Origin of the sequence: Halomonas sp. A3H3 (assembly GCF_000982975.1) — a bacterium.
Classification (GTDB): Bacteria; Pseudomonadota; Gammaproteobacteria; order Pseudomonadales; family Halomonadaceae; genus Vreelandella; species Vreelandella titanicae.
In genome coordinates this window covers 2,802,082-2,827,766 of sequence record NZ_HG423343.1, presented here as the reverse complement: position 1 = coordinate 2,827,766, position 25,685 = coordinate 2,802,082, and the positions used below count along the sequence as shown (strand labels likewise).

The window sequence follows — 25,685 nt, the reverse complement described above, 5'->3', positions numbered from 1 at the left end:
TTTGTCGATCAGCGCAATGGCGAGCAGGCAGGCACCAATACTCACGGCGCCAGAGATCACATTGATGAGTAGCGCATCGCCTTCGGAGAAACCCACTGACTGCCATAGCACTGCGCCATAGTAGAAAACGACGTTAATGCCCACCAACTGCTGGAAAACTGCCAAGCCAATACCCACCCAGACGATGCCATGTATCTTGCCCGTGGAACGGTTGATCACATCTTTCAACCGTGGCTTGTGATCTTGATCCAGAGTGGTATTAATTTCATCAATTTTGCTGCTGACATCACGCTCAGGCATTACCAACCCAAGCACACGGCGGGCTTCGCCCTGCTTACCGGTGCTGATCAGGTAGCGCGGGCTTTCAGGAATAAACAGCAATGCCACCAGGAAAACAGAAGCCGGTATCAATTCAATCCAGAACATCCAACGCCAGGTCGCGAAGCCAAACCATAGTTCTGACATGGCCGAGCCCGCTACATAGGCCAAGACATAATTACTCAAAAATGCCATAAAAAGGCCAGAAATAATCGCCACCTGTTGAATAGTGGCTAGGCGTCCTCGGTAGGCCGATGGTGCTACCTCACTGATATAAGCCGGGGTCATGACACTGGCGGCGCCTACGGCAAGCCCACCGAGAATGCGATAGATCACAAACTCCATCGAGCTACCGGCAACGCCGGAGCCCCAGGCGCTGATCAGAAAGAACACCGCCGCCACGATCAGCAGCGTGCGACGGCCAAAGCGATCCGCCAGGCGACCCGCAAAGAAAGCACCGATCGCGCAGCCCAGTAGCATCGACGCCACATTAAAGCCCGTGCCTGCGCTATCGGAGTTAAAAGAGGCCTGCAGGCCATCCACAGTGCCGTTGATCACGCCACTGTCGAAACCAAACAGGAAACCGCCGATGGCGGCAATACAACAGATCACCAAGATATACGATGAGCGGCTTAGCGTTCTTTGTGTTGTCATTGTCTAGCTCCTTGGATTTGTTATTGAGCGTTGTTTTGCGTATTGGTAGTTGGAAAAATTGAAAATCGTCAGTGATATAGGGAGCTTTCGTGACGGGTTGAAGGTTGCTGCAACGCGCCATCAGGCAACCGCTTTCCATCGGCATCAAACGCGTGGAGTTGGGCCTGCTGGGGAGTGATAAAAAGCGTATCGCCATGGCTAAGATCGACATCGCCAGAGAGACGGACGGTGAGCGGGCCGGTCTGCTCGCTATCTATATAGGCGAAAGAGTCAGCACCCAGCTTCTCGATGAATCGCACACGTCCTTTCCACTCGCCCTTCTCGCGGCTCACCTCTAGATGCTCGGGCCGTATGCCTAGAGTGGTGGCACCGTAAGCCGCCGCTAGTTCACCTTCGATCAAATTCATTTTCGGCGAGCCAATAAAACCAGCTACAAACAGCGTTTCGGGGCGTTGATAAAGCGCCATGGGCTTGCCCATTTGCTCAATCTGCCCAGCGTTCATTACCACAATGCAGTCGGCCAGGGTCATCGCCTCGACCTGATCGTGGGTGACATACACCATGGTGGTCTCGAGCCGTTGATGCAGTTCGGCCAACTCGACCCGCATGCGGTTGCGTAACGAAGCGTCCAGATTAGAGAGCGGCTCGTCGAAGAGAAATACACCGGGGCTGCGCACAATGGCGCGCCCTATCGCCACCCGCTGGCGCTGCCCACCGGATAACTCCGCGGGTTTACGCTCGAGCAGATCCTCAAGATTGAGCAAGCGCGCGGCCTCGGCCACTTTGGCTTCTCGCTCTTCGGTGGGCACTTTTGCCAGCCGCATGCCGAAGTCGATATTGCGGGCGACCGTCATGTGCGGATAAAGCGCGTAAGACTGAAAGACCATGGCAATGTCCCGGTCGCTGGGCTCGGCGGTGGTGACGTCTTCACCGCCGATAGTGATCGTGCCTTGGGTCACGGTTTCAAGGCCCGCGATCATTCGCAGCAGCGTGGATTTTCCGCAGCCGGAAGGCCCGACAAGCACAGTGAAAGAGCCATCTTCTATATGCAGATTTAAGTCGGGGATGACCGTGGCTTTGCCATGAAAGGTTTTTTCGATGTCGCGCAGTGTTACTTCAGCCATGAGCTTATCTCGTCTCTGAAAGAGGGGCGCGGCGATAGCAGAACGCCTGGAAATCGGCGGGGGTGCCGCGGCCGCTAATGTCGTGGGCGGCCATCCCTAAAAAGGTGCCGGTAAAGTAGCCGTGGGCGCGACCGCTGCCTTCGTCGGAGAGCAGGCCAGCGTCCAGCGCGGGGCCGATCGGCTGCCACGCCTCGCCACCTTGGGCATAGCGAAAGCGCAGCTCCCGGGCGTGGATATCCAGCCCAAGCCGAATCGTGGCATCAGGTTCAATGCGGATGCCTTGTTCGGCGATACTCAAGTTGCCGTTCGGCCAATCATCCAGGCAACTGATAATGCTAAGCACCTTGTCGCCTGCATCGTTCAAGGTCACCGCTAAATAATGGAACTTGAAGCGGTTGTAGTAGGCGATAAGCCCGGCAAACTGCTGAATATCCTCGGGTTCAAAGGTGAGTGTCGTTTCGGCACTGCAGTGGATGCTGTCCTGACGGCGCGCCACTAGCGCCTGCTCAAACCAGGAACCTACCGATTCACGGCCAAAAAGACGTAAGTAGCCAGGCCGTTCAGTGAGCGAAAACAGCCGTTCCGGATAGGGGGTACGCAGCCACTGAAACGCATCGGGCAGCGTTGCTGATTTGAAATCGTAGTGCTCTGCATGAGCAGGCAGCTTCTGCGTCACCCCACTCATCGCCACCTCTAACGCTGGTACATTGCCCTCATCAGCGAGCCGTAGCCAGCCATCTTCGCCCCACTCCACGCGCTGAATAGCGGTCTCGCGCCCCATCGGCGATAGCCGGGTGCCTGTCAGAGGTCTACTGCATAAATGCACCAGATAAGTGTCACCTTCAGGGGAGTCGACCAAATCTGCATGGCCAGCCCGCTGTAGCGGGTTTTCAGGATCATCTCGACTCGTCAGAAGTGGATTGTTGGGATGTACCTCGTAAGGGCCTGTCAGCGTTTTTGAACGCGCCATGGTCACCGCATGCTGGTAGCCGGTGCCGCCCTCGGCCACCAAGAGGTGGTACCAACCATCGCGCCGGTAGAGATGCGAACCTTCTGTGAGCTTCAGTTCGGTACCGGCGAAAATATTGTTGATATCGCCCACCAAGCGGCGTTGCTCGGGATCATACTGTTGCAGCACTATTCCGCCGAAACGATCCCGCCCTTCGTGCTGGCGATAATCCCACTGCAGGTTGATCAACCACTTTCGGCCATCGGTATCGTGAAACAGTGAAGGGTCAAAGCCACTTGAATTCAGGTAGACCGGATCGCTCCAGGGCCCCTCGATACGCGGTGCTGTCACCACGTAGTTATGCCCATCCTTGAAGTTCCCCTCATAACGCTTCATGTCGGTATAGACCAGCCAGAACAGCCCGTCGGCGTAGCTTAAGCAGGGCGCCCAGATGCCGCATGAGTCTGGATTACCGCGCATATCTAGTTGGCTGGCACGGTTCAAGGGCCGTGTGACCAGCGTCCAGTTAGCCAAATCGCGGGAGTGATGAATCTGAACGCCTGGGTACCACTCAAAGGTCGATGTAGCCAAGTAATAGTCGTCGCCTACCCGACAAATAGAGGGGTCAGGATTGAACCCGGCCAGAATAGGGTTATGGATAACATCGTTCATTATGGATCCTCCTTTATCCCTTAACCGAGCCGCCGGTCAGGCCAGCCACGATGTACTTCTGGGCGGCGAGAAAGAAAATAACCGCCGGTATGATGGTCAAGGTCACGAAGGCTAGAATCATGTTCCACTGGGTAAGGTACTCCCCTTGGAACTGCATCATACCCAGTGGCCAGGTGTAGATAGAGCGGTCGTTGAGCACCACTAACGGCAGTAGAAAGTTGTTCCAGCTCTGCACAAAGACAAACACGCCCACCGTGGCCAGAATGGGGGTCGAGAGGGGCAGAGTGAACGACCAGAAGAAGCGCAAATAGCTGCACCCATCGACGTAGGCCGCTTCAAACAGCTCTTTAGGCAGTTGGTCAAAGAAGGCCTTAAAGAGCAGGATGGCTAACGACAAACCAAACGCCGTCTGGGGCAGGATCACCGCCCAATAGGTATCCAGCAGGCCCAAATCCCGCACCTTGATAAACAGCGGCAGAATGGCCGCCGCAAAGGGAAACATCAGGCCGAGCAGCAGATAGGAGAGGATCATCTTGGCGCCGAAGAAGCGGATCTGCGAAAACACATAAGCCGCTGCGGCCCCCACCACCAGGGTTAAAAACACCGTCATTAACGAGATAAAAAAAGAGTTACCCAAATAGCGCCAGAAATTGCCGTCCAGCAGGATGCCGATGTAATTGCCGGCATCCCAACTATCAGGCAGCCACAGCGGATTGGTACGCAGCTCTGAATTCCCCTTGAAGCCACCGAAAAATGCCGCTAATAGGGGACCGATCACCACGCTCGCTACCACGATCAGGATGATCACGCGCAGGGTGTTACGGGTAGTGATACTTTTCATGCCTTACTCCCCTTGCCGGTGGTGCGTTGGTAGAAGAAGGCGATTCCGATAGCGAGCACAAACAGCACTACCGCAGCGGCGCTACCAAAGCCAATATTGAGCCGTGAGAGACCGAAGCTGTACAGGTAGGTAACGATGGTGTGGGTCGAGTTAGAGGGGCCGCCGTTGGTCATCGGGATGATAATGTCGAAGATCTGTAGCGAACCGATAATGGCAAAGAAACCACTCACCACGATGGCATGCTTAATCAGCGGGATTTGTACAAAAAGCGCCACTTGGCGGGGTTTAGCCCCTTCAAGCTTGGCGGCTTCAACCAGATCCTTGGGCACGCCCTGCAGGGCGGCAATGTAGATCATCATATGGAAGCCAAAGTACTTCCAAACGATCACGGTCATAATCGCCGGAAACGCCCACTGGTGATCGGCCAACACATACACCGACTCCTGGCCCATAGCATGCAACAGCGAACTGGTAATGCCGTAGTCGCCGTCAAAAACAAAGCTCCAAATGAGCCCCGCGGCCACCTCCGCCAAGATGTAGGGCAGGAAAAATACCAGCCTAAACAGAGTGTTGGTGGGCGTTTTACGGTACACCAACAGTGCTAACCCCAGCGCCAGGGGCATCTGAATCAGTAGCGATACCAGTATCAGTTTGGCGGTATTCCATAGCGCGGTATGAAACACCGAGTGATCGAGCAGGCGCTGATAATTTTGCGCGCCGACAAAGTCACTGGGCGCACCGTAGCCATTCCAGGAGAAACCGCTGTAATAGACGGCATCCGCTAGCGGCAGAATGACGAACAGCGAAAAAAGGATTAACGCCGGTGGAAGCAGGATTAATAGCGCGGTGAATTTACCGCTCACCAAGCCTTTCTTCACCCGGTCAGCATTCCCTCTCCGCGGCACGGCGGTTCGGTCAAGCGTGGTCATGGCAAACTCCGAGCCAGAGCGTGGACGAGCACGGGCGGTATCGCGCGTGCTCTTTTAGCGGGCGGATCATCTAAACTGCCAGGCTTCTTCGACCCGGGCAGCGGCCTCTTCGGGCGTCACGACGCCTTGCGCTAAATCTCCGCTGATATCATTAATCGTCGCACCGACAGACGTACCCAGCGCTTGATCCAGAAACACCTGATGAAACTCGGATTCATCAAGAATTTCTGCAACGCGGCGAGCATAGGGCGTTTCAAGGGCTTCCGCTGAGCCCTCGGCAACCGGTACAAAGATGCCTGTTGCGGCAGCTTTACGCTGGTTGTCGGCATTGAGCAGAAAACGCAGGAAGTCGACCGCTTCATCGGGCGCATCACGGGTGACAGCAAAACCGTTCATCCCGCCAAAACTCTGTGCGTTGCCCTCACCACCTTCGACCTCTGGAAAAGGGACAAACAGCAAGTCGTCATCCGGGACACCCTCTCCACTCACTGAGCGCTGCTTGGAAGGAAGATAATCCCAGTCGCCCATCACGTGGAAGGCGGCCTCGCCATCGCCAAACATGCCGCTGGCACGCTCGTAGGAAGTAGCCATAAAGCCGGGTTGAAATGGGTCAAGCTCAACCAGCGACTGCAGCATCTCGCCAGCGCGTACAAAGGGCTCGCCTTCAAAGCCGCCGTTTTCACCACTTTTGGCCGCTTCAATGCCCTCGCCACCGGCTAGGCGGGTGACTAAAGAGCCCCAATAGAAGTGCAGCGGCCAACCATCCTGGCCACCGACCACCAGCGGCGTTATGCCCTCTTCCCGTAGCGCCACCACGGCGTTTTCAAAATCCTCCCAGGTCTTGATCGCTTGCGCATCAACTCCCGCCTTTTCTGTCAGGGCAGTGTTCGCCCAGATACCCACCACCGTGGCGTAGAGCGGCGCGCCATAGACACGATCATCCAGGGTGAAGGCGCGTACTGCAGATTCTGGGTAGATATCCTGCCAGCCATCGCGCATCGGCTCGCTCAGGTCGCGGACAAACCCCGCATCCACCTGATCGCGCAACCCCTCACCGCCCCAGGTGTAATAGATATCCGGGCGCTGGCTGGACTGCAGCATGGTGGGCAGGCGCGTTTTGTACGCCTCGTTGGCAAGGTATTCGAACTCGACATTAACGTCGGGGTGCTCCGCCTCATAGGCGGCAACCACTTCCTCGTAGTAGCGTTTTTCAGCGCTACTGCTTTCAATCCTTAGCACCGTCACCGTGGTATCGGCGGCTGCGGTTACTGACCCCAAAGCAGCAACAGCGGCAACAACCAGCGCTAAGTGACGAGGGCGTGAACAGGGCACGTTGTATTTGTTAGATACGTGCATGAAATTCTCCTAATGTTATTTTAAAGCTTGCTGTTGAATCATCCATCAAGCCCAGCCCGCGTCTACCGCCAACTCCTGAGCGGTGATGGCCTGGCTTTCGGCACTGGCTAAAAACAGCACCGCGGGGGCGATATGCTGGGGTTCAAGGCGCATTTTTAGGCACTGGCGTTGTTGAATGGCGACTTCGTCGCCGGGGCTAATCCACTTTTCGAGCTGCCGCTCGGTCATCACCGAGCCGGGCACCAGTGTATTAACGCGAATATTGTGCTCGCCCAGTTCCCGGGCCAGGCTGCGGGTCAATCCGTGCACGGCCGCTTTGGCAGTCACATAAGCGGGCAAACCGCCTAACGCCATCTGCACGCTGACCGAGCCAAAATTAATGATCGAGCCACCGCCCGTTTGCATCATCTGTTTTGCCGCTGCCTGGGCAGCAAAGAACATCGGCCGCAGGTTGAGCGACATACGTTCATCCCAATAAGCAACATCCACATCCTGCCAGGCGTGACGATCATCGCTGGCAGCATTGTTGACCAGGGTATGGATTGGCCCGAGGTGCTGGCCGGTCTCGGCGATAACCTGCTGTAGGCTGGCCACATCGCGAATGTCGCAGTGGTGGTAGTGCGGTGCCTCGCCGGTCTCGGCGCGGAGCTCTTCGACCAGCGCCTCGCTGGCCTCATCGTTAATATCGACAAACACCACCCGCGCGCCCTGAAGGTGAAAGGCTCGGGTAAGCGAGGCGCCAATGCCGCTGCCGCCGCCGGTAATAAAGACCACACGCTGTTCAAGGCTTGTATAGCGCGCTGAGTGCTGATTCATATTGTTTCCCACCTTTCTCTTTTAGGCGTGCTTTAACCGCGTTTTAAATATCCACCCACTGCCCACCGGCAGCGGACGAGGCCAGCGCGCGGGTAATAAACGTAAGACCATCGACACCGTCGGCGACTCCCGGGGTTTGCACCGCCAGCGCCTCAGCGCGTTCCCCCCGTTGATGGGCGTGAATTTGCTCAGCGAAATCGCGATAGAGCTGGGCAAAGGCTTCGAGATAGCCTTCCGGATGCCCCGGTGGAATGCGTGCAGCCGCCATGGCAGCTTCGCCCAGGCCAGGGCCGTTGCGGGTCAATATCCGTGGCGGCTCTCCCAGTGGCGAATGCACTAGCTGATTGGGCGTTTCCTGGCGCCAGGCAAGGCCACCCTTGCTGCCATAAACGCGTAGCTGGAGACCGTTTTCGTTGCCCGGCGCGACCTGGCTTGACCACAGCATGCCGCGGGCACCGCCCTTAAAGCGCAGCAGCATATGCACGTTGTCATCCAGCGCACGGCCTTCCACAAAGGTGTGCATATCGGCGGCGAGTGATTCCAGTTGCAGGCCGGTCACATAGCGCGCCAGGTGGTAGGCGTGAGTGCCGATATCACCCAAACAACCTGCCGGGCCGCTGCGTTTGGGATCGGTGCGCCACTCAGCTTGCTTGACGCCGCTCTCTTCCAGGCGGGTGGAGAGCCAATCTTGCGGGTACTCCACCTGGACGACGCGAAGATCACCCAGCTCACCGTTGGCCACCATCTCTCGCGCCTGGCGAACCAGCGAGTAGCCGGAATAGTTATGGGTTAAGCCGAAAAACAGCCCCGTCCGTTCCACCAGCTCGGCGAGGGTTTGCGCCTCTTCCAGGGTGATCGTCATCGGCTTGTCGCAGATGACGTGAAAACCCGCTTCTAAAAAGGTGCGCGCCACGTCGAAGTGAACATGGTTGGGGGTCACAATGGCGACCACATCGATACCATCCGAGCGCTTGCGCTCCGCTTCGGCCATGGTCTGGTAGTCGGGGTAAGCGCGTTCGGCGTCAACGTGCAGCTCCGCGGCGGCGGCCCGGCTGCGATCAGGGGCAGAGGCAAAGGCCCCGGCAACCAGTTCGAAATGGTCATCCAACCGCGCGGCGATGCGGTGCACCCCGCCGATAAACGCTCCTTGGCCACCGCCGACCATGCCCAGGCGCAGCCGACGCGGCGTGTCTTGTTGATTGCTCATATCGTATTGCCCTCCGCTGTCGTTGAATTAATGGGGTTGAATTAATTGAGGCGCGTTATTAAAGACCGAGGATGCGGCGATTGGCGGCTTGGTCGGAGCCGCCGTCAGCGAAGTCATCAAACGCCCGCTCGGTTACCTCAATAATGTGGTCGCGAATAAAGGCTGCGCCTTCACGGGCGCCGACTTCCGGGTGTTTCAGGCAGCACTCCCACTCCAGCACCGCCCAGCCGTGATAGTCGTTGGCCGCCATCCAGGAGAAGATCGACTTGAAGTCGATTTGGCCATCGCCCAGGGAGCGAAAGCGCCCCGCGCGCTCTGTCCATGACTGATAGCCTGAGTAAACGCCCTGCTTGGGGCTGGGGTTAAACTCGGCGTCCTTAACGTGAAACATCTGAATGTAGTCGCGATAGACGTCCAGAAAGCCGCGGTAGTCGAGCTGCTGCAGGATCAGGTGGCTGGGATCGTAAAGGATGTGGCAGCGGGGGTGGTTACCGACCCGCTCAAGAAACATCTCAAAGGTGATGCCGTCGTGCAGGTCTTCGCCGGGATGAATCTCGTAGCAGAGGTTCACACCCGCTTCATCAAACGCATCCAGAATCGGGCGCCAGCGATTCGCCAGTTCGTCAAATGCGGTTTCGACCAAACCCGCCGGACGCTGGGGCCAGGGATAGATGAACGGCCACGCCAGTGACCCGGAAAAGGTGCCGTGGTCGGTTAAACCAAGATTTTGCGATGCCTTGGCGGCCAGCTTGAGCTGCTCAACGGCCCAAGCCTGGCGTGCCTTGGGATTACCGCGAACCTCGGGTACCGCAAAACCATCGAACATCTCGTCGTAAACAGGATGTACGGCGACCAACTGGCCCTGAAGGTGGGTGGAGAGCTCGGTAAGCGCTAAGCCGTGCTCGGCCAGTGTGCCTTTGATCTCATCGCAGTAGGTGCGGCTCTCGGCAGCACGTTTGAGATCGATCATGCGTGCATCCCAGCTGGGAATCTGCACGCCCTGATACCCAAGCCCCGCCGCCCAAGCAGCAATGCTGTCGAGGCTATTAAAGGGGGCTTCATCACCGGCGAACTGGGCGAGAAAGAGCGCTGGCCCTTTGATTGTTTTCATAGGACTCTCTCAATATCGTTTGGATTAAGTGCTTGGGTAGGCGCGGGAAGGAGTGGTGCTTTTACCCGCGCCTATTAATCACTACGCAATCAATACGCGGTCAGAACGGCGAATCGGGGAAGTAGTACTGCTCGGCATTCTCCTGGGTAATCAGCGGCGAGCCCAGAATGTACTCACCCAACACCGGGCCATTGGAGACAAAGTGCTGTACGGTCAGGTCCATGGCGGTGGCGATCATGGCAGGTGGATACAACACGTCCACCGGCACCAGCTCATCACCATCCATCACCCGTTTAATAATGTCCTTCATGCCCGCCCCGCCGACGATAAACAGCTCGTCTTCACGATCCGCTTGGCGCACTGCTTCAATTACCCCTAGCGCGATATCGTCATCCTGGGCCCAGACGGCGTCGATATTGTCGAAGCGCGATAGGTAGTCCTGCATCACTTCAAAGCCATCATCACGGTTCCAGTTGGCATGCTGCATATCGAGGATGTTGACCTCGGAGCCTTCGATCGCTTCCTGGAAGCCCTGCACCCGCTCATCGTCGATCACCGTGGGAATACCGCGCAGCACCACAATGTCGCCTTCGTCATCAAGGCGTTCGCGGATGTACTCACCGGAAACGCGGCCTAGTTCATGGTTATTCCCCGCTACATAGAGATCCTGGATCCCCTCTTCCGTCAGGCCTCGATCTACCACGGTGACGAACACCCCGGACTCTTTAACCCGGCGCACCGGATCGGTCAGTGGCCCAGATTCAAACGGCAGCACCACCAGCGCGTCGATGTTGCGCAGCGACACCAAGTCTTCTAGATCATTGGCCTGCTCGCCGGCCGTGCCCGCTGTGGAGATGGTGATCTCAATGTCAGGATAGAGCTCCTCAAGGCGTTTTTTGGCCTCTTCGGCATGGTAGTTAACGCCCCCCGTCCAACCATGGGTGGCGGCGGGAATGGAGACACCGATGGTGTACTCCTGGGCAACCGCGGCGCCGGAGAGCCCTATTGCTGAAGTGAGTGCTGCAGTAGTGACGCAGGCCTTCACTGCTGTCTTGATGGTTCGCATAGTGATGCTCCTTTCGTGTTTGTAATTGTTTTGCTGTTTTTACTTGCTGTTTTTACTTGCTGCGTTGCGAGCTGCTAAGGGTTGATGTTGCGAACGTTTTTCTGGTTTTTACATTCGTTTCAGTGCCTTAAGGCGCTGCTTTTCTCCACGAGGCACGCTGCAGGTAGACCGCCACAATGATGATGATCCCCTGCACCGTCCCGTTGAGATAGTTAGAAATGGCATCGGTCAAGTTGAGAATATTGCCAATCATGGTGAGCATGATGGCGCCCACCACCGTGCCCCAGATACGCCCATGCCCGCCCTTGAGCATGGTGCCGCCGATGATCACCGCGGCAATCGCCTCCAGCTCCCAGAGTACCCCGGTGGCACCCGATGCAGAGCCCAGCCGGGGCACATAGATAATTGTCGCCAAGGCCACGCACACACCCTGCAGCATGTAGGTCATGGTTTTGATGCGATCGACGTGAATAGCGCTGTATTCGGCCACTTTTTCATTGGAGCCGATGGCAAAGCAGTAGCGCCCGAAGCGGGTGTAGTTGAGCAGAATGTAGCCAACAATGGCGACAAATAGAAACACCCAGACCGGAATGGTGATGCCCAGGAAGCTGCCGTAATACATCGGCCGATAGATATCACGCACTGCCCAGTCCAGGGTGAGGGTGCCGCCATCGGCGAGGTACGTGACCAGTGAGCGGTAAATCCCCATAGTGCCGAGGGTGACAATAAACGCCTCAATTTTGCCTTTGGTAGTCACCATGCCGTTGATAAAGCCAGCGCACAGCCCCAGCAGCAGCGAGGCACCCACGCCGAACAGCACGGTGGTCAGCCCGGCGCCAAACTGCTCGACGAGGCTGTTCATCAAAATAATCATCACCCCGGCAATAAAGGCCGCCATTGCCCCTACCGAAAGATCCAACCCGCCGGCGGTAATTACAAAGGTAGCGCCAATGGCAATAATGCCGATAAAGGCACTGCGGGTAAGCATGTTGGAGAGATTATCCAGCCCTAGAAAAGCCGGATTAATCAGCACGCCCAGTAGCGCCAGAACCACCAGTGCTACAAAGGGCCCCCAGGTTTTCAGGTCTATGGCGAAGCCTTTTTGCTTGATCATTTGGTTAGCTGCTTTATTAGTCGTTTTGTTATTAGCCATGACGCTGCTCATCGACCTCTGCTCCCTTAATGCCGGATGCGTACTGCATGATTTCGTGTTCGTTTATTTGCTCGCCTTCAAGCACCCCGGTGAGTACCCCGGCGCACATTACCGCCACCCGGTGGGAAAGGCCTATCAGCTCGCCCATTTCTGAAGAGATCAATATCACCGAGCAGCCCGCCTCGGTTAATTCATGGATAAAGTGATAGATCTGGTGCTTGGTTCCCACATCGATGCCCCGGGTCGGTTCATTGATAATCACGACTTCAGGGGCAATGGACATCACCTTGGCGAGCAGCAGCTTCTGCTGGTTACCGCCGGAGAGTTCGGCAGCGGTGCGCGCTGCCGTCCGCAGGCGGATATCAAAGCGCTGGATGGCCTGTTGAAAGGCCTGCTCTTCACGCCGGCGGTCAATAAGAGGATGGCAGTGAGCGCGTAAATTGAGCAACGTAACGTTGGAGCGCAGATCCATATTGAGCACCAAGCCTTTGCCCTTGCGATCCTCGGTGAGATAAGCAATTCGTTGGTGCACCGCATCGCGCAGGTGTCGCAATACCACCGGTTGACCATTGCGTAGCACCTGACCGGCGCTTTTACTGCGCAGACCCAGCACGGCTTCAATCAGCGCGGTTCGGCCAGCGCCCACGATGCCACCAAACCCCAACACTTCCCCCTGGCGCAGGGTAAAGCTGGCCTGTTTAACGGCCCCGGGCACCACCATATCCCGCGCTTCCAGCACCACCGGCGCATCGGAGGGGAGATGCGTACGCGGTGGGTACATTTCAGTGATCTCACGCCCCACCATCAGCCGTGCCAACTCTTCCTTGCTGCGTCCAGTCATGGAGCCGCTATCGACCAAATGGCCGTCGCGCAATACCGTCACGCGGTCGGCAATCTGCTCAATTTCACGCAGCTTGTGGGAGATATACAGAATCGCCACACCACGTTGGCGCAAACGGTCGATGAGTGCGAATAGCACCGATACTTCGTTTTCCGTCAGTGTGGCGGTGGGCTCGTCCATAATCAGCACGCGCACATCCCGGGTGATCGCCTTGGCGATCTCCACCATCTGCTGATCAGAGGTGCTAAGGTCTTTCACTCGAGCACGTGGATCAACGTCGGTTTCGAGCTCCAACAGTGCCGTCCGGCTGCGTTCCCGCATGGCTCGTCGATCCAGAAACACTCCACGGCGCAGTTCGCGGCCCAAGAAGATGTTCTCCTCTACGCTGAGCTGTTCCGCCAGTGCCAACTCCTGGTGAATCATCACCACGCCGTCGGCCTCTGCCTCACCGCTGGAGCGATAGTGCCGTTGGCTGCCGTCCACCAGGACCTCACCGGAGGTGGGGCGAAGGTAACCGGCCAGGATTTTTACCAGGGTCGATTTACCGGCGCCGTTCTCACCCAGCAAGGCGTGCACTTCGCCCGCCTGCAGGTCGAGATCAACGTCGAATAACACTTGGTTTTCGCCAAACGAGCGGCAGAGTTTGCGCGCTGATAACAGCATGAGGCCACCTGATGAAGTCTGTTGTTATTGTGTTGGGGGCTTATCAACATCGATTGATTTAGGTTGATGCTTGATTTACTTTAGGTGCTAAAATAAATATTTGCATATGCAACTTAGGTCGTATTTTGACAATTGCGCTCACACCCCACGATGAGAGCGCTCAGCAATGTGCAGCACTGCTTTTTTTCAACACGAACTATAACGGCGACCCTATGGCCCTTCCGTCGACTGATACTAGCCGCCTCGACAACACCCTGGCGGTGATACGCACTCTGCGTGACCAAGGATCGGTGGCACGCATCGACCTAGGCGCACTCAATGGCATTAGCTCTGCCACCGTCACCTCGATCAGCGCCGAACTACTCCAGCAGGGGTTGATCACGGAACGGCCACCCGAAACACCCCGCCCCACCGGGCGTGGCCGACCAAAAACCTTGATTGAACTCGACCCTAATGCCGCCTGCGTGGTGTGTATCAAGCTATCGATCAATGAGATCCAGTTGGTGGTGGGCGATTTTTCGGGTCAGGTACGCCAAAGCGAACACCACGCAGTGCCCACCCTGACGCTGAGCGCCGACGACCTGGAAGCGCTGCTGGAAGAGAAGATCAGCACTGTTTGCGCGCAACAGCTAAAGGGATTTCAACGCTTGGCGGGGATCTGTTTGGCAGTGCAGGGGGTAGTCTCGTCGCAAAGCGGTACGATTATCTGGTCCCCCGCTTTAAGCTTTCGTAACGCACCGATATCGACGCGATTAGCGGAGCGTTTTCACTGCAGCGTACTGCTGGAAAACGATGCCAACTGCATCGCCAGCGTTCTAGCGGCACAGCCCGCCTATGCAGACTGCCCCAACTTGGTGGTCATTATGCTGGGCTACGGTATCGGTATGTCGGTATTGATTAACGGCGTGCCCTTTCTAGGTGCCAATGGCTCAGCGGCGGAGTTTGGGCACAGCAAATACCAACCCGATGGCGCCCTGTGCGCCTGCGGGCGACGGGGCTGCATTGAAGCTTACACTAGCGATTATGCGCTCTATCGCGCCGCCGCCGATCATTTAGCGCTTCCCTCCGGCGACAGCGCACACCCCTCAGAGCAGCAGATGCAAGCGCTGACACAGTTAGCATTAAAAGGCGACCCGACAGCCCAGCGTATTTACGCCGAGGCTGGGCGGGCGTTGGGGTTCGGCATTGCCAATGTGCTGGCGCTCTTTAACCCCGATCTAGTGCTGATTACCGGCTCCGGCGTGCGCGGCTTTGACGCCATGCAAGCCGCCATGCACACCGCCATTGACGATGCCCTGGTGGCCGAACTGATGGGCACCACCCGCATCGAACACTGCGCCTGGGATCGCGACATGACCTGCATGGGAGGCATCACCATGGCGCTAAATGCCACCGATGGCGAGACGCTGTTAGATAGCCAGGCTAAGTCCGGATCGGCTACTTGCCTGTAGCCAAAAGGTCGATTAGCATGAAAATGTACAAGGGAGTATTTTATGTCTATTCATCAATTGACACAAAAAGTTAAGGCAGCTGGGCAGAACCGCACTCATGAGCAAAGAATGAAATTGCTTAAAGATGCGCACATCCTTGATTCACAAGGACGTCTTGATAAGCGTTTTTTCAGTCCATCTAAGTCTAAAGGCAACCATACGGCACACGTTAAGACCTAATGTATTCATCAAAACCGACAATTGTCTATGGTTTTCATGGGTTAGATAAAGATATTGCCATCAGTATCCTGAACCAAAAATCTGAATTCAAACACAGTAATAATAAGTATGATTGGCTGGGCAATGGCGTTTACTTTTGGGAAAATAATCTTGAAAGAGCGCATCAGTATGCCCTTCAAGATAGCCAGCGGGCTGCTTCTAATGTTAAAGATCCCTTTGTACTGGGCGCAGTAATTGAGCTCGGCAACTGTCTGGATTTGCTTGACCAAAAATATAATGATTTTCTTAAAGAAGCTTATCAGCAGCTAAAAGACGATTTAGAGGCAGAAGGTACACCACTGCCTGAGAATAGATCGTTTGGAAAAACAGATTTTGATTTTAAAGCCCGTGAGCTTGACTGTGCTGTAATCCGTTATGCATGTGCATTAGCCAAGGAACAGGGTGAACCCTTTGACTCTGTTAGAGCCGCGTTTATCGAAGGCGATCCACTATACGATGGAGCCAAGTTTTTTTCTGAAAACCATATTCAACTTGCCATCATTAATCCAGATTGTATAAAAGGAATATTTCTTCCAAGACAATCTACTCAAGAGATTGAGCTCGCTGAAGGAAAACTAAGCACTAACGTTTAAACCCGTGGATACAGCCTAAACTCTATTCACGCCACTAATATCCAGATATTCCTTGCAAGCACTCAACGACCATAACAACTGTCAGTCGTGATAAACCACGCTGCGGCCTCCGTCGATGGTCAGGCAACTGGCGTTGATAAAGGGGGCTTCATCTGAAGCCAGGAAGACCACCGTCATGGCGACTTCCTCGGGTTGCCCTAACCGCCCTGGTGGCAGCAAGGCTTCGATGCGTGCCTTAGCCGCGACGGGGTCATCGAAGGTCTGCCAATGCGCCTCTACCGCCGAGGTGGCAATATAGCCCGGCGCGATGGCATTGACCCGCACGCCCCGCGGTGCGTATTCAATGCCGAGCGATCGGGTTAAGCCAATCAAGCCGTGCTTGGCTACCGAGTAGGGAAAACAACCGGGAATAATCGAGAAGCTGTGGGTGGAGGCGATGTTGATAATGGCGCCGTCGCCCTGCGCCAACATGTCCGGCAACACCGCCCGGCTACAGAACCAGGCACCTTCCAGATCGACCGCTAGGCAAAGTTGCCAGGCGTCATCCGGCATGGCGAGTGGATCATGGAAGACATTCATTCCGGCGTTATTAACCAAGGTGGTCAAGGGCCCGTTAATCTCCCGTGCCTTCGCCACGGCGGCGTCCACCGTTGCGCGATCAGCAATATCTGCCACCAACGCCTGAGCATTGTGTCCTTCGCTGCGCAGTTGCGCTGCCAGCCTCTCGACGTTATCACCGTCTCTATCCAGCAAGGCGACCGTGGCACCCTCGCGGACGCAGGCCTCGGCAATGGCGCGGCCGATGCCGGTGGCAGCACCGGTTACCAGAATATGCTTGTCGGTCAACCTAGCGGTCATTGCGCGTCCTCTTTTTTAAGCTCTTCGTCACTCTGCGTGGAGCTATATCTGCCAGGCTGATAATTGCCCCCGAGGGAGGTAGCTTTAGCTCGCGACCCTTTTGGCGCTACCTCAGGATCTTCGAATGACCATCAATGCGAGTGCCGCGGCACATCAGACCCGCGGCAACCCACCAGGAAGTCAAAGTCGCAGCCTTCGTCCGCCTGGAGCACCCGCTCGATATACAGCTGGCGGTACCCGCCCTGGCTGGCAATCAGCGTTGAGGCGGCGGTGGGGTCACTTTCGGCCAGGCGCGAGGCCAGTTCTTCGTCGCTGAGTTCCAGATGCAGCCGGCCGCTTGCGCAGTCGAGCTCGATCCAGTCACCGTTGCGTACCGCTGCCAGCGGGCCACCGGCAGCGGCTTCGGGCGCTACGTGCAGTACCACGGTGCCGTAGGCGGTGCCGCTCATGCGGGCATCCGAAATACGCACCATATCGGTGATGCCTTGGGCGAGGATCTTGGGCGGCAGGCCCATATTGCCCACCTCGGCCATGCCGTGATAACCCCGGGGGCCGCAGTGCTTCATGACCAGTATGTCATTGGCTTCCACGTCCAAGTCCGGGTCGTTGATGCGCGCCTTGTAGTCATCGAAGTCCTCGAACACTACCGCACGACCGCGGTGCTGCATGAGTTCGGCCGTGGCTGCCGAGGGCTTTAACACCGCGCCATTAGGGGCGAGGTTGCCGCGCACCACGCAGATGCCGCCGTCCGCGGTGAGCGGATTATCCAGCGGGCGAATCACTTCGTCGTTGTACAGCGGGGCGTCCTGGACGTTTTCCCACAGGGTTTTGCCGTTGACGGTCAAGGCGTCTTTGAAGGGCAGCCGGTCGGCCTCACCCAGACGTCTAAGCACCGCGGGCAGGCCACCGGCGTAGTAGAACTCCTCCATCAAGAACCGCCCCGAGGGCTGTAGATCGACCACCGTGGGCGTGCCGCGCCCCACTCGGCTCCAGTCGTCCAGGGTCAGATCCACACCAATCCGTCCGGCAATCGCCTTGAGGTGAATCACCGCATTGGTGGAGCCGCCAATGGCGGCGTTGGTACGGATGGCGTTGTCGAAAGCTTCCTTGGTAAGGATCTTGGAGAGCCGCAGGTCTTCGTTGACCATCTCGACAATCCGGTTACCCGAAAGGTGTGCCAGCACGTAGCGGCGAGAGTCTACCGCAGGGATCGCCGCATTGTGGGGTAGCGAGGTGCCCAGGGATTCCGCCATGCAGGCCATGGTGGAGGCGGTGCCCATGGTGTTGCAGGTGCCCGCAGAACGGGACATGCCCGCTTCGGCGGCCATAAAGTCGTGGAGTGAAATCTCACCCGCCTTGACCTGCTCAGAGAGTTTCCAGACCACGGTGCCGGAGCCAATATCCTTACCTTTGTGCTTGCCGTTGAGCATTGGCCCGCCGGTGACCACGATGGTGGGAATGTCGCAGCTTGCCGCACCCATCAGTAGCGCCGGGGTGGTTTTGTCGCAGCCCACCAGCAGCACCACCGCATCGATGGGATTACCGCGAATCGCTTCCTCCACGTCCATGCTGGCCAGGTTGCGGGTAAACATCGCGGTAGGCCGTAGGTTGGATTCGCCGTTGGAGAACACCGGAAACTCCACCGGGTAGCCACCCGCCTCCAAGAACCGCCCCGAGGGCTGTAGATCGACCACCGTGGGCGTGCCGCGCCCCACTCGGCTCCAGTCGTCCAGGGTCAGATCCACACCAATCCGTCCGGCAATCGCCTTGAGGTGAATCACCGCATTGGTGGAGCCGCCAATGGCGGCGTTGGTACGGATGGCGTTGTCGAAAGCTTCCTTGGTAAGGATCTTGGAGAGCCGCAGGTCTTCGTTGACCATCTCGACAATCCGGTTACCCGAAAGGTGTGCCAGCACGTAGCGGCGAGAGTCTACCGCAGGGATCGCCGCATTGTGGGGTAGCGAGGTGCCCAGGGATTCCGCCATGCAGGCCATGGTGGAGGCGGTGCCCATGGTGTTGCAGGTGCCCGCAGAACGGGACATGCCCGCTTCGGCGGCCATAAAGTCGTGGAGTGAAATCTCACCCGCCTTGACCTGCTCAGAGAGTTTCCAGACCACGGTGCCGGAGCCAATATCCTTACCTTTGTGCTTGCCGTTGAGCATTGGCCCGCCGGTGACCACGATGGTGGGAATGTCGCAGCTTGCCGCACCCATCAGTAGCGCCGGGGTGGTTTTGTCGCAGCCCACCAGCAGCACCACCGCATCGATGGGATTACCGCGAATCGCTTCCTCCACGTCCATGCTGGCCAGGTTGCGGGTAAACATCGCCGTGGGGCGCAGGTTGGATTCGCCGTTGGAGAACACCGGGAACTCCACCGGGTAGCCGCCCGCCTCCAGCACGCCCTGCTTCACGTGCTCCGCCAACTTACGAAAGTGCGCATTGCAAGGTGTGAGCTCCGACCAGGTGTTGCAGATACCGATGATCGGTTTGCCCTGAAACTCATGGTCGGGAATGCCCTGGTTTTTCATCCAACTGCGGTACATAAAGCCGTTTTTATCGGCGGTGCCGAACCACTGGGCAGAGCGTAATGGACGCTGACGATCAGACATAACAAAGCCTCCGTACAAACCGGAAAAAAAGTGACCAACTAATAAAGGGGTAACGGCTTAAGCGTCAGGCCCGCTGACGACGGGTCTGTTTCCAGCGGTCAAACATCACCGCCAGCAGCAGAATCGCGCCACGCACCAGGTACTGGTAAAAGGTGGGGACGTTGAGCAGCCCCATGGCGTTCTGGACACAACCCATGATCAGTACACCGACCACCACACCGGTAATGGTGGCAACGCCGCCGGATAGCGCCACACCGCCCAGCACACAGGCGGAAATCACCGCCAGTTCCAGGCCCATGGAGGTATTGGGGTCGCCCAGCCCCATGCGTGAAGCTAGCAGTACACCGACGACACCCGCCACTACGCCCTGGAGGCCGAAAACAATAATCTTGAGGCGGCGAACATTAACCCCGGCAAGCGCGGCGGCTTCCGAGTTCCCCCCGGTGGCCAGCACATTGCGCCCGAAAGCGGTCATGTTGAGCACCACACCAAAGATCACGAAACAGGCCAGCATGGTCCAGACCGGCAGGGTTAGGCCGAGGAACGAGGCACTGCCCAGGTCAAAGAAACCCGGCACGGTGATCATTACCGCGTCGCCGCCGGAGGTGATATAGGCCAGCCCGCGTACAAACTCCATTGCCGCCAGGGTGGCAATCAGCGAGTTAATACCGAACTTGGCAATTACCAGGCCGTTAAAAGCGCCCACCGCGCCCCCAGCGACAATGCCCCCGATCACGCCGATAAACACGCTACCGGTACTGGAGGTCACCACCGCTGCGACTACCCCCGCAAAGGCCACCGTAGAGGCCACAGAGAGATCCACCTCACCCAGTGCCAGCACCAGCATCATGGTGGTGGCCAAACTGCCGATCAGGGTGATCGAGAGCAGTAGCCCGACCATGTTGCGGCCGGTCAGAAAGTCAGGGATGAGTACCGCCAGGGCCACAAATAGCAGCAAGAAAATTGCAATCAGCCCTGAGGTATCCAGCAGCGTGCGCAGTGGCTTGATCAGCCCCTGCCGGCCCGCCGGGCGGGCGCAGTCTCGCCTTGGGTTGCATTGTTAGTTGTCATGGTTGTTGTCCTGAGCTTGTTCTCTTAAGAACGAATATCTTGGAAACCTTAAAAAAAGCTGACACTTAGGCGGGTAGCGCCAAGCCCAGCAGGCGTTCCGGCGTAGCCGATTCCCGCGGCACTATGTCCACCAGTTCACCGTCGCGCATCACCGCGATGCGGTCACAGATGGAGCTGACTTCTGCCAGGTCACTGGAAATCACCACCACGCTTTTGCCCTGTTCGGCCAAATCGTAAAGTAGCGAGTAAATATCCCGCCGTGCGCCGACGTCGATGCCTCGGGTTGGCTCGTCCATCACAAACAGATCAATCTCCTCGGCAAGCCAGCGGGCCAGAATCACCTTCTGTTGGTTGCCGCCGGAAAGTTTGCCGATCGGCGTACGTGGTCCCGGTGTCTTGACACTGAGTTGCTGGATATACGACTCGGCATTGCGCCGCTCACGGCCGGGGTGGCGGAACATGCCCCAGCGTTTGAAAAAGCGCCGACAGCTAATATTGAGGTTGTCGGCCACGCTGGCCACCGGGAAAATACCCTGGGATTTACGATCCTCTGGACACATGGCAATACCGGCGCGTATCGCCTCGCCAGGGCTTTTAAAACGTCGCGATTCACCGTTGAACTGTACGCTGCCGGCCTTGGGCGATTCGACTCCGCAGATCAACCTCAGCAGTTCGCTGCGCCCCGCGCCCACCAGACCAAACAGCCCGAAGACTTCCCCGCGTTTGACGGAGAAACTCACCGGCGCCTTGAGGCCGCGCCCGTGGATTCCTTCCACGTTCAAGACCACATCGCCCTGTGTGCGCGGGCGATAGCCGTAAACATCGTCGATATCCCGGCCGACCATTTCACTCACTAACAGGTCGTGATTGAGCGCCGACATATCCTCATGGGTGCGTATATGCTGGCCATCGCGGAAGATGGTGACCGCATCGCACATCTCAAACACCTCCTCCATGCGATGCGTCACGTAGAGCACCACCCGCCCTTCATCACGCAGTCGTTGGACGATACGTTTTAGCTGGCGAATCTCCTGAATAGAGAGACTACTGGTGGGCTCATCGAACGCGATAACCTTGGCGTCTCGCAGCAGCGCACGGCCAATCTCGATCATCTGCTGCTGGCCGATGGAGAGCTCGCGCACCTTGGTCGAGGGGTGGATCTCCCCCTCGCCAAGATCAGCCAGTATCGCCAACGCTTTTTCCTTCAACCGGCGACGGTCAACAAACCCCTGCCGCGTGGGCAGTTGACCCAGCAGCAGGTTTTCGGCTACCGACATATTGGGTGAGAGCGTCAACTCCTGGTAAATAATCGCAATGCCTTCCCGCAGCGCCTCTCGGGCATTGTTGAATACGTAGCGCTGGCCATCGATCCACAGTGCCCCTTCGGCCACCCGGTTAACGCCGCTTAGCACCTTGAGCAAGGTGGATTTACCTGCGCCGTTCTCGCCCATTAAGGCATGCACTTGACCGGCGTGGGCGGAGAAACTCACCCCATCCAGCGCGCGCACGCCGGGGAAAACGACACTAATCGCGTCGAACCGTAGATAAGCATCAGACATGCTTCAATACTCCCGCAGAGACTTACCGTTACAGACCAAGTGCGGCGCGCACTTCCTGCCAGTTTTCCCGCGTCATTAGCGTGCCGGAGGTTTCGGTATTGGCCGGTGGCTCTTGATCCTCGCTAATCCAGCGGTAGAGATCTTCAGCAGTCTGACGGCCGTGCATGGTGGAGCTCACCGCTACCGTACCGTGAAAGCCGGTGGGGTTATCCCGGGAGAATTCCGCAAAGGCGGCGCCGGAGCCATTGATACCCACGCCGATCACATCTTCAGGCGCTAAGCCATACTGCTCGGTAGCCCTAACACCGCCAAGCACGCTCTCTTCGTTAAGGGCATAGATCACCCAGTGCTCATAATCGCCGCGCTGGGAAAGCACCGGAGAGGCGGCAGAGAAAGCCCCACTGGTGTCGGTGCTCTGCTGAGGCGCGTCGAAAATATTATCTTCTGGGAATCCCGCGGCTATCAGCGCCTCGGTGGCGCCGTCGGTACGCTCAACGGCGGTCGGTAGTTCATTGTTGGTGATCCGCAGCGCGGCTACCTCTTCGGGGTTCCAGCCGCGCGCTTCCATTTCGGCATTAATGGCTTCGCCCACCTGACGCCCAATTTTGGTGCCCGACATACCCAGGTGCGGCACGCCCTCCATGGGCTCACCGCTTGAGTTAACAAACTGGTCGTCCACAGTGACTACTTTCATGCCGTACTGGTTAGCACGGTTCATAATCGCTGGCCCCAAGCGTACGTCTGGCGGGCAGATTACGAACCCTTCAGCGCCTTGGGAGTAGAGGTTATCAATAGCGCTAAGCACCTCTTGGCCATCTTCGCCGCCAAGGCGTACCACTTCGAAGCCGAGCTCTTCGCCTACTTCAGTAGCCGCCTCCTGTTCGTTAATGAACCACGCCTGCTCCGGCTTTTTAACGATAAAGCCAATCTTCACCTCGTCTTCCTGGGCCTGTACTGACCCTAGTGAGGCCAGCATAATTGCGCTACCAAGTGCTAAACGGGTAAATGTTGTCGTCAATTTCATTGTTGTACTCCTGCTATTTTTAGCGTTGTTTTTATTGATATTTTTGATTACTAACCACGGACGGTTGGTAATAGTAATGATGAATCGAGATTACGAGCCCAGGTCTTGCTGCGCGGAAAAGCGATAGACCGTGCGTGAGCGATAAGTCTCGCCCGGCTCTAGGATCGTGCTGGGAAACGCCTCTTGATTGGGAGAGTCAGGGTAGTGCTGAGTTTCCAGCGCAAAGCCGGAGCGGTGCCCGTAGGCCTGGCCCTGCTTACCGGTCAGGTCGCCGTTAAGGAAGTTGCCGGAATAGAATTGGATCGCGGGTTCGGTGGTGGTGATTTCCACCAGGCGTCCGCTTCTGGGTTCCCATACTTTGGCAGCCAAGACCAGCTCATCTGATGCAGCGTTATCGCGGGCAAGTACAAAGTTGTGGTCATAACCGCCACCAAAGGCAAGCTGCTCGTTCTCCTGCTCGATCCGTTCACCGATAGGCGTCGCCTGGGTAAAGTCGAACGGCGTGCCCTCCACCGAGCGGATCTCACCGGTTGGAATCAAGGTGTCATTGACCGGGGTAAACTCAGGGGCATTGATCATCAACTGATGATCGAGAATGGTGTCGCTACCCTCACCCTTTAGGTTGAAGTAGCTGTGCTGGGTTAGGTTAATCGGGGTGGCTTTATCGGTTACCGCCCGATAATCCACCATCAGCTCGTCATTATCGGTCAGCGTATAGGTAACTTCGCTCTCCAACTTACCGGGGTAGCCCTCTTCGCCATCCTCGCTGGTATAGCGCAGTACCAATCCATTGCCTGCGTCACTCTCGAATGGTTCGGCCTGCCATAGCACTTTATCAAATCCCTGGTCGCCGCCGTGCAGATGGTTGCTGCCATCGTTGGTAGCCAATGAATAGGTTTCTCCATCGAGGGAGAATTGCCCACCCGCAATACGGTTGCCGTAACGACCAATAATGGCACCGAAGTAAGGATTGGCCTGACGGTACTCATCGGAGAGGTAGGCTTCCAAAGAGTCAAAGCCCAGCGCTATATCGTCAAACTTACCGTCCATATCAGGGGTTTTCAGCGACAGAATGATGCCACCGTAATTGGTCACCCGCAGCTCAATACCATTGGCGTTGGTAAGTTGATAGACATCCACCTGGCGACCATCGGGTAGATGGCCAAACACCGATGTTTGGATACCACTGCCGACGCTGCTGCCCGCGTTGGCTTCAGAACTGCTCTGGGCTTGTGCGGTGTTTGCCAAAAGTACCGCGGCAATTGCACCGAGCAGAAGAGGTGAACCATTTCTTAATCGTTGGCTGTACATGAGAGGCATGAGCTTCCTCCTGGAGGCATACTTTGTTGCTAAATTATTGTTGTTAGGCTTGGTCAGAAAACTCAGTGAGTTACCACAGTTCATCATGACCGATACAGACACTACAGTAGCCATGTCTGGCATAACCAACCAATATACAAATGCCTCACTATCGATATACTTCTAAGTATCAATAACAACACGAGGCTTATGCCATGGGCATTCTCGGCGAAAACTGGTTTTTAGACGTGCGACTAAAGTTGCGTCATTTTCAGCTATTTTTAGCCCTGGACGAGCAGCGCAACCTGCACCGCGCGGCGGCTCAGCTCAATATGAGCCAGCCCGCCGCCTCAAAACTGCTCAGCGACCTGGAAGCCAACCTGGGTATTCGGCTGTTCGATCGCCACCCCCGTGGGCTAACGCCTAACTGGTATGGCGAAATTATGATTCGCCACGCCCACAGCATGCTCTCAGCGCTACGCCACACCGGTGAGGAGCTAAACGCTCTCGGCGAGGGCAGTGCCGGCACGGTAGCCGTCGGCACGGTAATGGCGCCAGCGGTTACGCTGCTCACCAGCGCCATCGAACGGGTGCACCGCGACCGGCCAGGGCTAAAAATCAGCGTAGATGTGGATGTCAGCAAAGTGCTGGTACCACGCCTACTGGAAGGCGAACTGGATTTCGCGATTACTCGCATACCCGCAGGCGTCGATGCCGAGCGCTTTGTCTTCGAGGAGATTGGCGAGGAGGAACTCTGCTTTGTGTGCCGCCAAGGGCATCCATTAGCCGATAAACAAACGCTGAGCCTTGCTGATATGGCGTGCTTCCCTTGGTCGCTGCAGCCCGCTGGCGCGTTGATGCGCCAGCGGGTGGATAGCCTATTTCTGCACCATCAGGTCGCGCCGCCCCGCCAGATCGTCGATACCGCTGACCTGCTGCTGTCGCTGGCCCTCGTCGACAAATCCGATACCATCACGGTGACTACACGGGAAGCCGCTGACCTGCTCTGCCCACCGCAGCGTTTTCATCTACTGCCATTTAGCGAGGCGCTAAGCGTTCAGCCCTATGGGCTGGTGAGCTTACGCCACCAGCGACTCTCCCCCGGTGCCGCCGCATTAATGAGCACTCTGCGGGAAGTGATTGCTCAGTCCAATTAATGCGAGTGCCGCGGCACGTCAGACCCGCGGCAACCCACCAGGAAGTCAAAGTCGCAGCCTTCGTCCGCCTGGAGCACCCGCTCGATATACAGCTGGCGGTACCCGC

General features: G+C 57.1%; 21 protein-coding genes and 2 pseudogenes. 4 read left to right on the top strand and 19 right to left on the bottom strand.

Translation table 11 applies throughout. The annotated features are described in order from the left end of the window. The 12 genes from HALA3H3_RS26125 to HALA3H3_RS12450 all read right to left on the bottom strand — a co-directional run. On the bottom strand, nt 1–972 hold a 972-nt coding region (locus tag HALA3H3_RS26125; RefSeq protein ID WP_082116851.1), incomplete at its 3' end, for a sugar porter family MFS transporter. A gap of 68 nt (nt 973–1,040) precedes the next feature. Continuing rightward, the gene (locus HALA3H3_RS12500) at nt 1,041–2,096 is read right to left on the bottom strand and encodes an ABC transporter ATP-binding protein (protein WP_022521949.1); all 1,056 of its coding nucleotides are present in this window, start codon (nt 2,094–2,096) and stop codon (nt 1,041–1,043) included. Nucleotides 2,097–2,100: 4 nt separating this feature from the next. Further along, nucleotides 2,101–3,717, bottom strand: a complete 1,617-nt coding sequence (locus tag HALA3H3_RS12495; RefSeq protein ID WP_022521948.1) for a glycoside hydrolase family 43 protein — start codon at nt 3,715–3,717, stop codon at nt 2,101–2,103. A 13-nt stretch (nt 3,718–3,730) separates the two neighbouring features. Then, nucleotides 3,731–4,558 (bottom strand): carbohydrate ABC transporter permease, encoded by an 828-nt coding sequence (locus tag HALA3H3_RS12490; RefSeq protein ID WP_008959441.1) that lies wholly within the window; start codon nt 4,556–4,558, stop codon nt 3,731–3,733. Continuing rightward, the gene (locus HALA3H3_RS12485) at nt 4,555–5,487 is read right to left on the bottom strand and encodes a carbohydrate ABC transporter permease (protein ID WP_022521947.1); all 933 of its coding nucleotides are present in this window, start codon (nt 5,485–5,487) and stop codon (nt 4,555–4,557) included. Before HALA3H3_RS12485 ends, HALA3H3_RS12490 begins: the two co-directional genes overlap by 4 nt. Nucleotides 5,488–5,553: 66 nt before the next feature. After that, on the bottom strand, nt 5,554–6,843 hold the full coding sequence (locus tag HALA3H3_RS12480) for an ABC transporter substrate-binding protein (RefSeq protein WP_022521946.1): 1,290 nt from the start codon (nt 6,841–6,843) through the stop codon (nt 5,554–5,556). Between the two features lie 45 nt (nt 6,844–6,888). After that, on the bottom strand, nt 6,889–7,659 hold the full coding sequence (locus HALA3H3_RS12475) for an SDR family NAD(P)-dependent oxidoreductase (protein WP_022521945.1): 771 nt from the start codon (nt 7,657–7,659) through the stop codon (nt 6,889–6,891). A gap of 43 nt (nt 7,660–7,702) precedes the next feature. Beyond that, nucleotides 7,703–8,866, bottom strand: coding sequence for a Gfo/Idh/MocA family protein (locus HALA3H3_RS12470; RefSeq protein WP_022521944.1), 1,164 nt, complete (start codon nt 8,864–8,866; stop codon nt 7,703–7,705). Nucleotides 8,867–8,924: 58 nt separating this feature from the next. Then, complete coding sequence (locus HALA3H3_RS12465; protein WP_022521943.1) at nt 8,925–9,977, bottom strand: sugar phosphate isomerase/epimerase family protein; 1,053 nt, start codon at nt 9,975–9,977, stop codon at nt 8,925–8,927. A gap of 100 nt (nt 9,978–10,077) precedes the next feature. Continuing rightward, complete coding sequence (locus HALA3H3_RS12460) at nt 10,078–11,043, bottom strand: ABC transporter substrate-binding protein (protein WP_022521942.1); 966 nt, start codon at nt 11,041–11,043, stop codon at nt 10,078–10,080. A gap of 127 nt (nt 11,044–11,170) precedes the next feature. Then, nucleotides 11,171–12,196: an ABC transporter permease gene (locus HALA3H3_RS12455; protein WP_223828102.1), complete on the bottom strand. Its 1,026-nt coding sequence runs from the start codon at nt 12,194–12,196 to the stop codon at nt 11,171–11,173. After that, entirely contained in the window at nt 12,189–13,700 is a 1,512-nt protein-coding gene (locus tag HALA3H3_RS12450; RefSeq protein WP_022521940.1) for a sugar ABC transporter ATP-binding protein, read from the bottom strand. The genes HALA3H3_RS12455 and HALA3H3_RS12450 overlap by 8 nt, the downstream gene beginning before the upstream one ends. Before the next feature lie 212 nt (nt 13,701–13,912). Between HALA3H3_RS12450 and HALA3H3_RS12445 the strand changes: the two genes are divergently transcribed. The 3 genes from HALA3H3_RS12445 to HALA3H3_RS12440 are packed head-to-tail and all read left to right on the top strand — an operon-like array spanning nt 13,913 to nt 16,002. After that, nucleotides 13,913–15,151, top strand: coding sequence for an ROK family transcriptional regulator (locus tag HALA3H3_RS12445; RefSeq protein ID WP_053856972.1), 1,239 nt, complete (start codon nt 13,913–13,915; stop codon nt 15,149–15,151). Nucleotides 15,152–15,193: 42 nt separating this feature from the next. Beyond that, nucleotides 15,194–15,370 carry a hypothetical protein gene (locus tag HALA3H3_RS27115; RefSeq protein ID WP_022521938.1) on the top strand — a complete coding sequence of 59 codons (177 nt, stop codon included), beginning with the start codon at nt 15,194–15,196 and terminating at the stop codon, nt 15,368–15,370. After that, a complete protein-coding gene (locus HALA3H3_RS12440) occupies nt 15,370–16,002 on the top strand; it encodes a hypothetical protein (RefSeq protein WP_022521937.1) in 633 nt (210 codons plus the stop codon). The genes HALA3H3_RS27115 and HALA3H3_RS12440 overlap by 1 nt, the downstream gene beginning before the upstream one ends. An 81-nt stretch (nt 16,003–16,083) precedes the next feature. On the opposite strand, the gene HALA3H3_RS12435 is transcribed toward HALA3H3_RS12440, so the two are convergent. The 7 genes and pseudogenes from HALA3H3_RS12435 to HALA3H3_RS12410 form a co-directional block, all read right to left on the bottom strand. Next, nucleotides 16,084–16,860 (bottom strand): SDR family oxidoreductase, encoded by a 777-nt coding sequence (locus HALA3H3_RS12435; RefSeq protein ID WP_022521936.1) that lies wholly within the window; start codon nt 16,858–16,860, stop codon nt 16,084–16,086. Nucleotides 16,861–16,991: 131 nt separating this feature from the next. Next, nucleotides 16,992–18,524: pseudogene (locus tag HALA3H3_RS27965) on the bottom strand (IlvD/Edd family dehydratase); the annotation flags it as partial. A 9-nt stretch (nt 18,525–18,533) separates the two neighbouring features. Further along, nucleotides 18,534–19,469 (bottom strand): annotated as a pseudogene (locus HALA3H3_RS27960) (dihydroxy-acid dehydratase); the annotation flags it as partial. A gap of 64 nt (nt 19,470–19,533) precedes the next feature. After that, nucleotides 19,534–20,427, bottom strand: coding sequence for an L-arabinose ABC transporter permease AraH (gene araH, locus HALA3H3_RS12425; RefSeq protein WP_022521934.1), 894 nt, complete (start codon nt 20,425–20,427; stop codon nt 19,534–19,536). Between the two features lie 178 nt (nt 20,428–20,605). Beyond that, complete coding sequence (gene araG, locus HALA3H3_RS12420; RefSeq protein ID WP_022521933.1) at nt 20,606–22,099, bottom strand: L-arabinose ABC transporter ATP-binding protein AraG; 1,494 nt, start codon at nt 22,097–22,099, stop codon at nt 20,606–20,608. A gap of 28 nt (nt 22,100–22,127) precedes the next feature. Further along, nucleotides 22,128–23,123: an arabinose ABC transporter substrate-binding protein gene (locus HALA3H3_RS12415; protein ID WP_022521932.1), complete on the bottom strand. Its 996-nt coding sequence runs from the start codon at nt 23,121–23,123 to the stop codon at nt 22,128–22,130. Between the two features lie 90 nt (nt 23,124–23,213). Then, nucleotides 23,214–24,443, bottom strand: a complete 1,230-nt coding sequence (locus HALA3H3_RS12410; RefSeq protein ID WP_022521931.1) for an aldose epimerase family protein — start codon at nt 24,441–24,443, stop codon at nt 23,214–23,216. 194 nt (nt 24,444–24,637) lie between these two features. Here HALA3H3_RS12410 and HALA3H3_RS12405 point away from each other — a divergent pair, with 194 nt between their 5' ends. Continuing rightward, entirely contained in the window at nt 24,638–25,579 is a 942-nt protein-coding gene (locus tag HALA3H3_RS12405; RefSeq protein ID WP_022521930.1) for a LysR substrate-binding domain-containing protein, read from the top strand. Nucleotides 25,580–25,685: the final 106 nt, after the last annotated feature.

What these genes read in the sequence shown, in the direction of transcription:
- HALA3H3_RS12455 (WP_223828102.1), bottom strand. Translation starts at nt 12,196, where the DNA reads ATGGCTAATAACAAAACGACTAATAAAGCAGCTAACCAAATGATCAAG.
- HALA3H3_RS12485 (WP_022521947.1), bottom strand. Translation starts at nt 5,487, where the DNA reads ATGACCACGCTTGACCGAACCGCCGTGCCGCGGAGAGGGAATGCTGAC.
- HALA3H3_RS12435 (WP_022521936.1), bottom strand. Translation starts at nt 16,860, where the DNA reads ATGACCGCTAGGTTGACCGACAAGCATATTCTGGTAACCGGTGCTGCC.
- HALA3H3_RS12495 (WP_022521948.1), bottom strand. Translation starts at nt 3,717, where the DNA reads ATGAACGATGTTATCCATAACCCTATTCTGGCCGGGTTCAATCCTGAC.
- araG (WP_022521933.1), bottom strand. Translation starts at nt 22,099, where the DNA reads ATGTCTGATGCTTATCTACGGTTCGACGCGATTAGTGTCGTTTTCCCC.
- HALA3H3_RS12445 (WP_053856972.1), top strand. Translation starts at nt 13,913, where the DNA reads ATGGCCCTTCCGTCGACTGATACTAGCCGCCTCGACAACACCCTGGCG.
- HALA3H3_RS27115 (WP_022521938.1), top strand. Translation starts at nt 15,194, where the DNA reads ATGTCTATTCATCAATTGACACAAAAAGTTAAGGCAGCTGGGCAGAAC.
- HALA3H3_RS12405 (WP_022521930.1), top strand. Translation starts at nt 24,638, where the DNA reads ATGGGCATTCTCGGCGAAAACTGGTTTTTAGACGTGCGACTAAAGTTG.
- HALA3H3_RS12460 (WP_022521942.1), bottom strand. Translation starts at nt 11,043, where the DNA reads ATGCGAACCATCAAGACAGCAGTGAAGGCCTGCGTCACTACTGCAGCA.
- HALA3H3_RS12475 (WP_022521945.1), bottom strand. Translation starts at nt 7,659, where the DNA reads ATGAATCAGCACTCAGCGCGCTATACAAGCCTTGAACAGCGTGTGGTC.
- HALA3H3_RS12465 (WP_022521943.1), bottom strand. Translation starts at nt 9,977, where the DNA reads ATGAAAACAATCAAAGGGCCAGCGCTCTTTCTCGCCCAGTTCGCCGGT.
- HALA3H3_RS12415 (WP_022521932.1), bottom strand. Translation starts at nt 23,123, where the DNA reads ATGAAATTGACGACAACATTTACCCGTTTAGCACTTGGTAGCGCAATT.
- HALA3H3_RS12450 (WP_022521940.1), bottom strand. Translation starts at nt 13,700, where the DNA reads ATGCTGTTATCAGCGCGCAAACTCTGCCGCTCGTTTGGCGAAAACCAA.
- HALA3H3_RS12480 (WP_022521946.1), bottom strand. Translation starts at nt 6,843, where the DNA reads ATGCACGTATCTAACAAATACAACGTGCCCTGTTCACGCCCTCGTCAC.
- HALA3H3_RS12500 (WP_022521949.1), bottom strand. Translation starts at nt 2,096, where the DNA reads ATGGCTGAAGTAACACTGCGCGACATCGAAAAAACCTTTCATGGCAAA.
- HALA3H3_RS12490 (WP_008959441.1), bottom strand. Translation starts at nt 4,558, where the DNA reads ATGAAAAGTATCACTACCCGTAACACCCTGCGCGTGATCATCCTGATC.
- HALA3H3_RS12440 (WP_022521937.1), top strand. Translation starts at nt 15,370, where the DNA reads ATGTATTCATCAAAACCGACAATTGTCTATGGTTTTCATGGGTTAGAT.
- HALA3H3_RS12410 (WP_022521931.1), bottom strand. Translation starts at nt 24,443, where the DNA reads ATGCCTCTCATGTACAGCCAACGATTAAGAAATGGTTCACCTCTTCTG.
- HALA3H3_RS12470 (WP_022521944.1), bottom strand. Translation starts at nt 8,866, where the DNA reads ATGAGCAATCAACAAGACACGCCGCGTCGGCTGCGCCTGGGCATGGTC.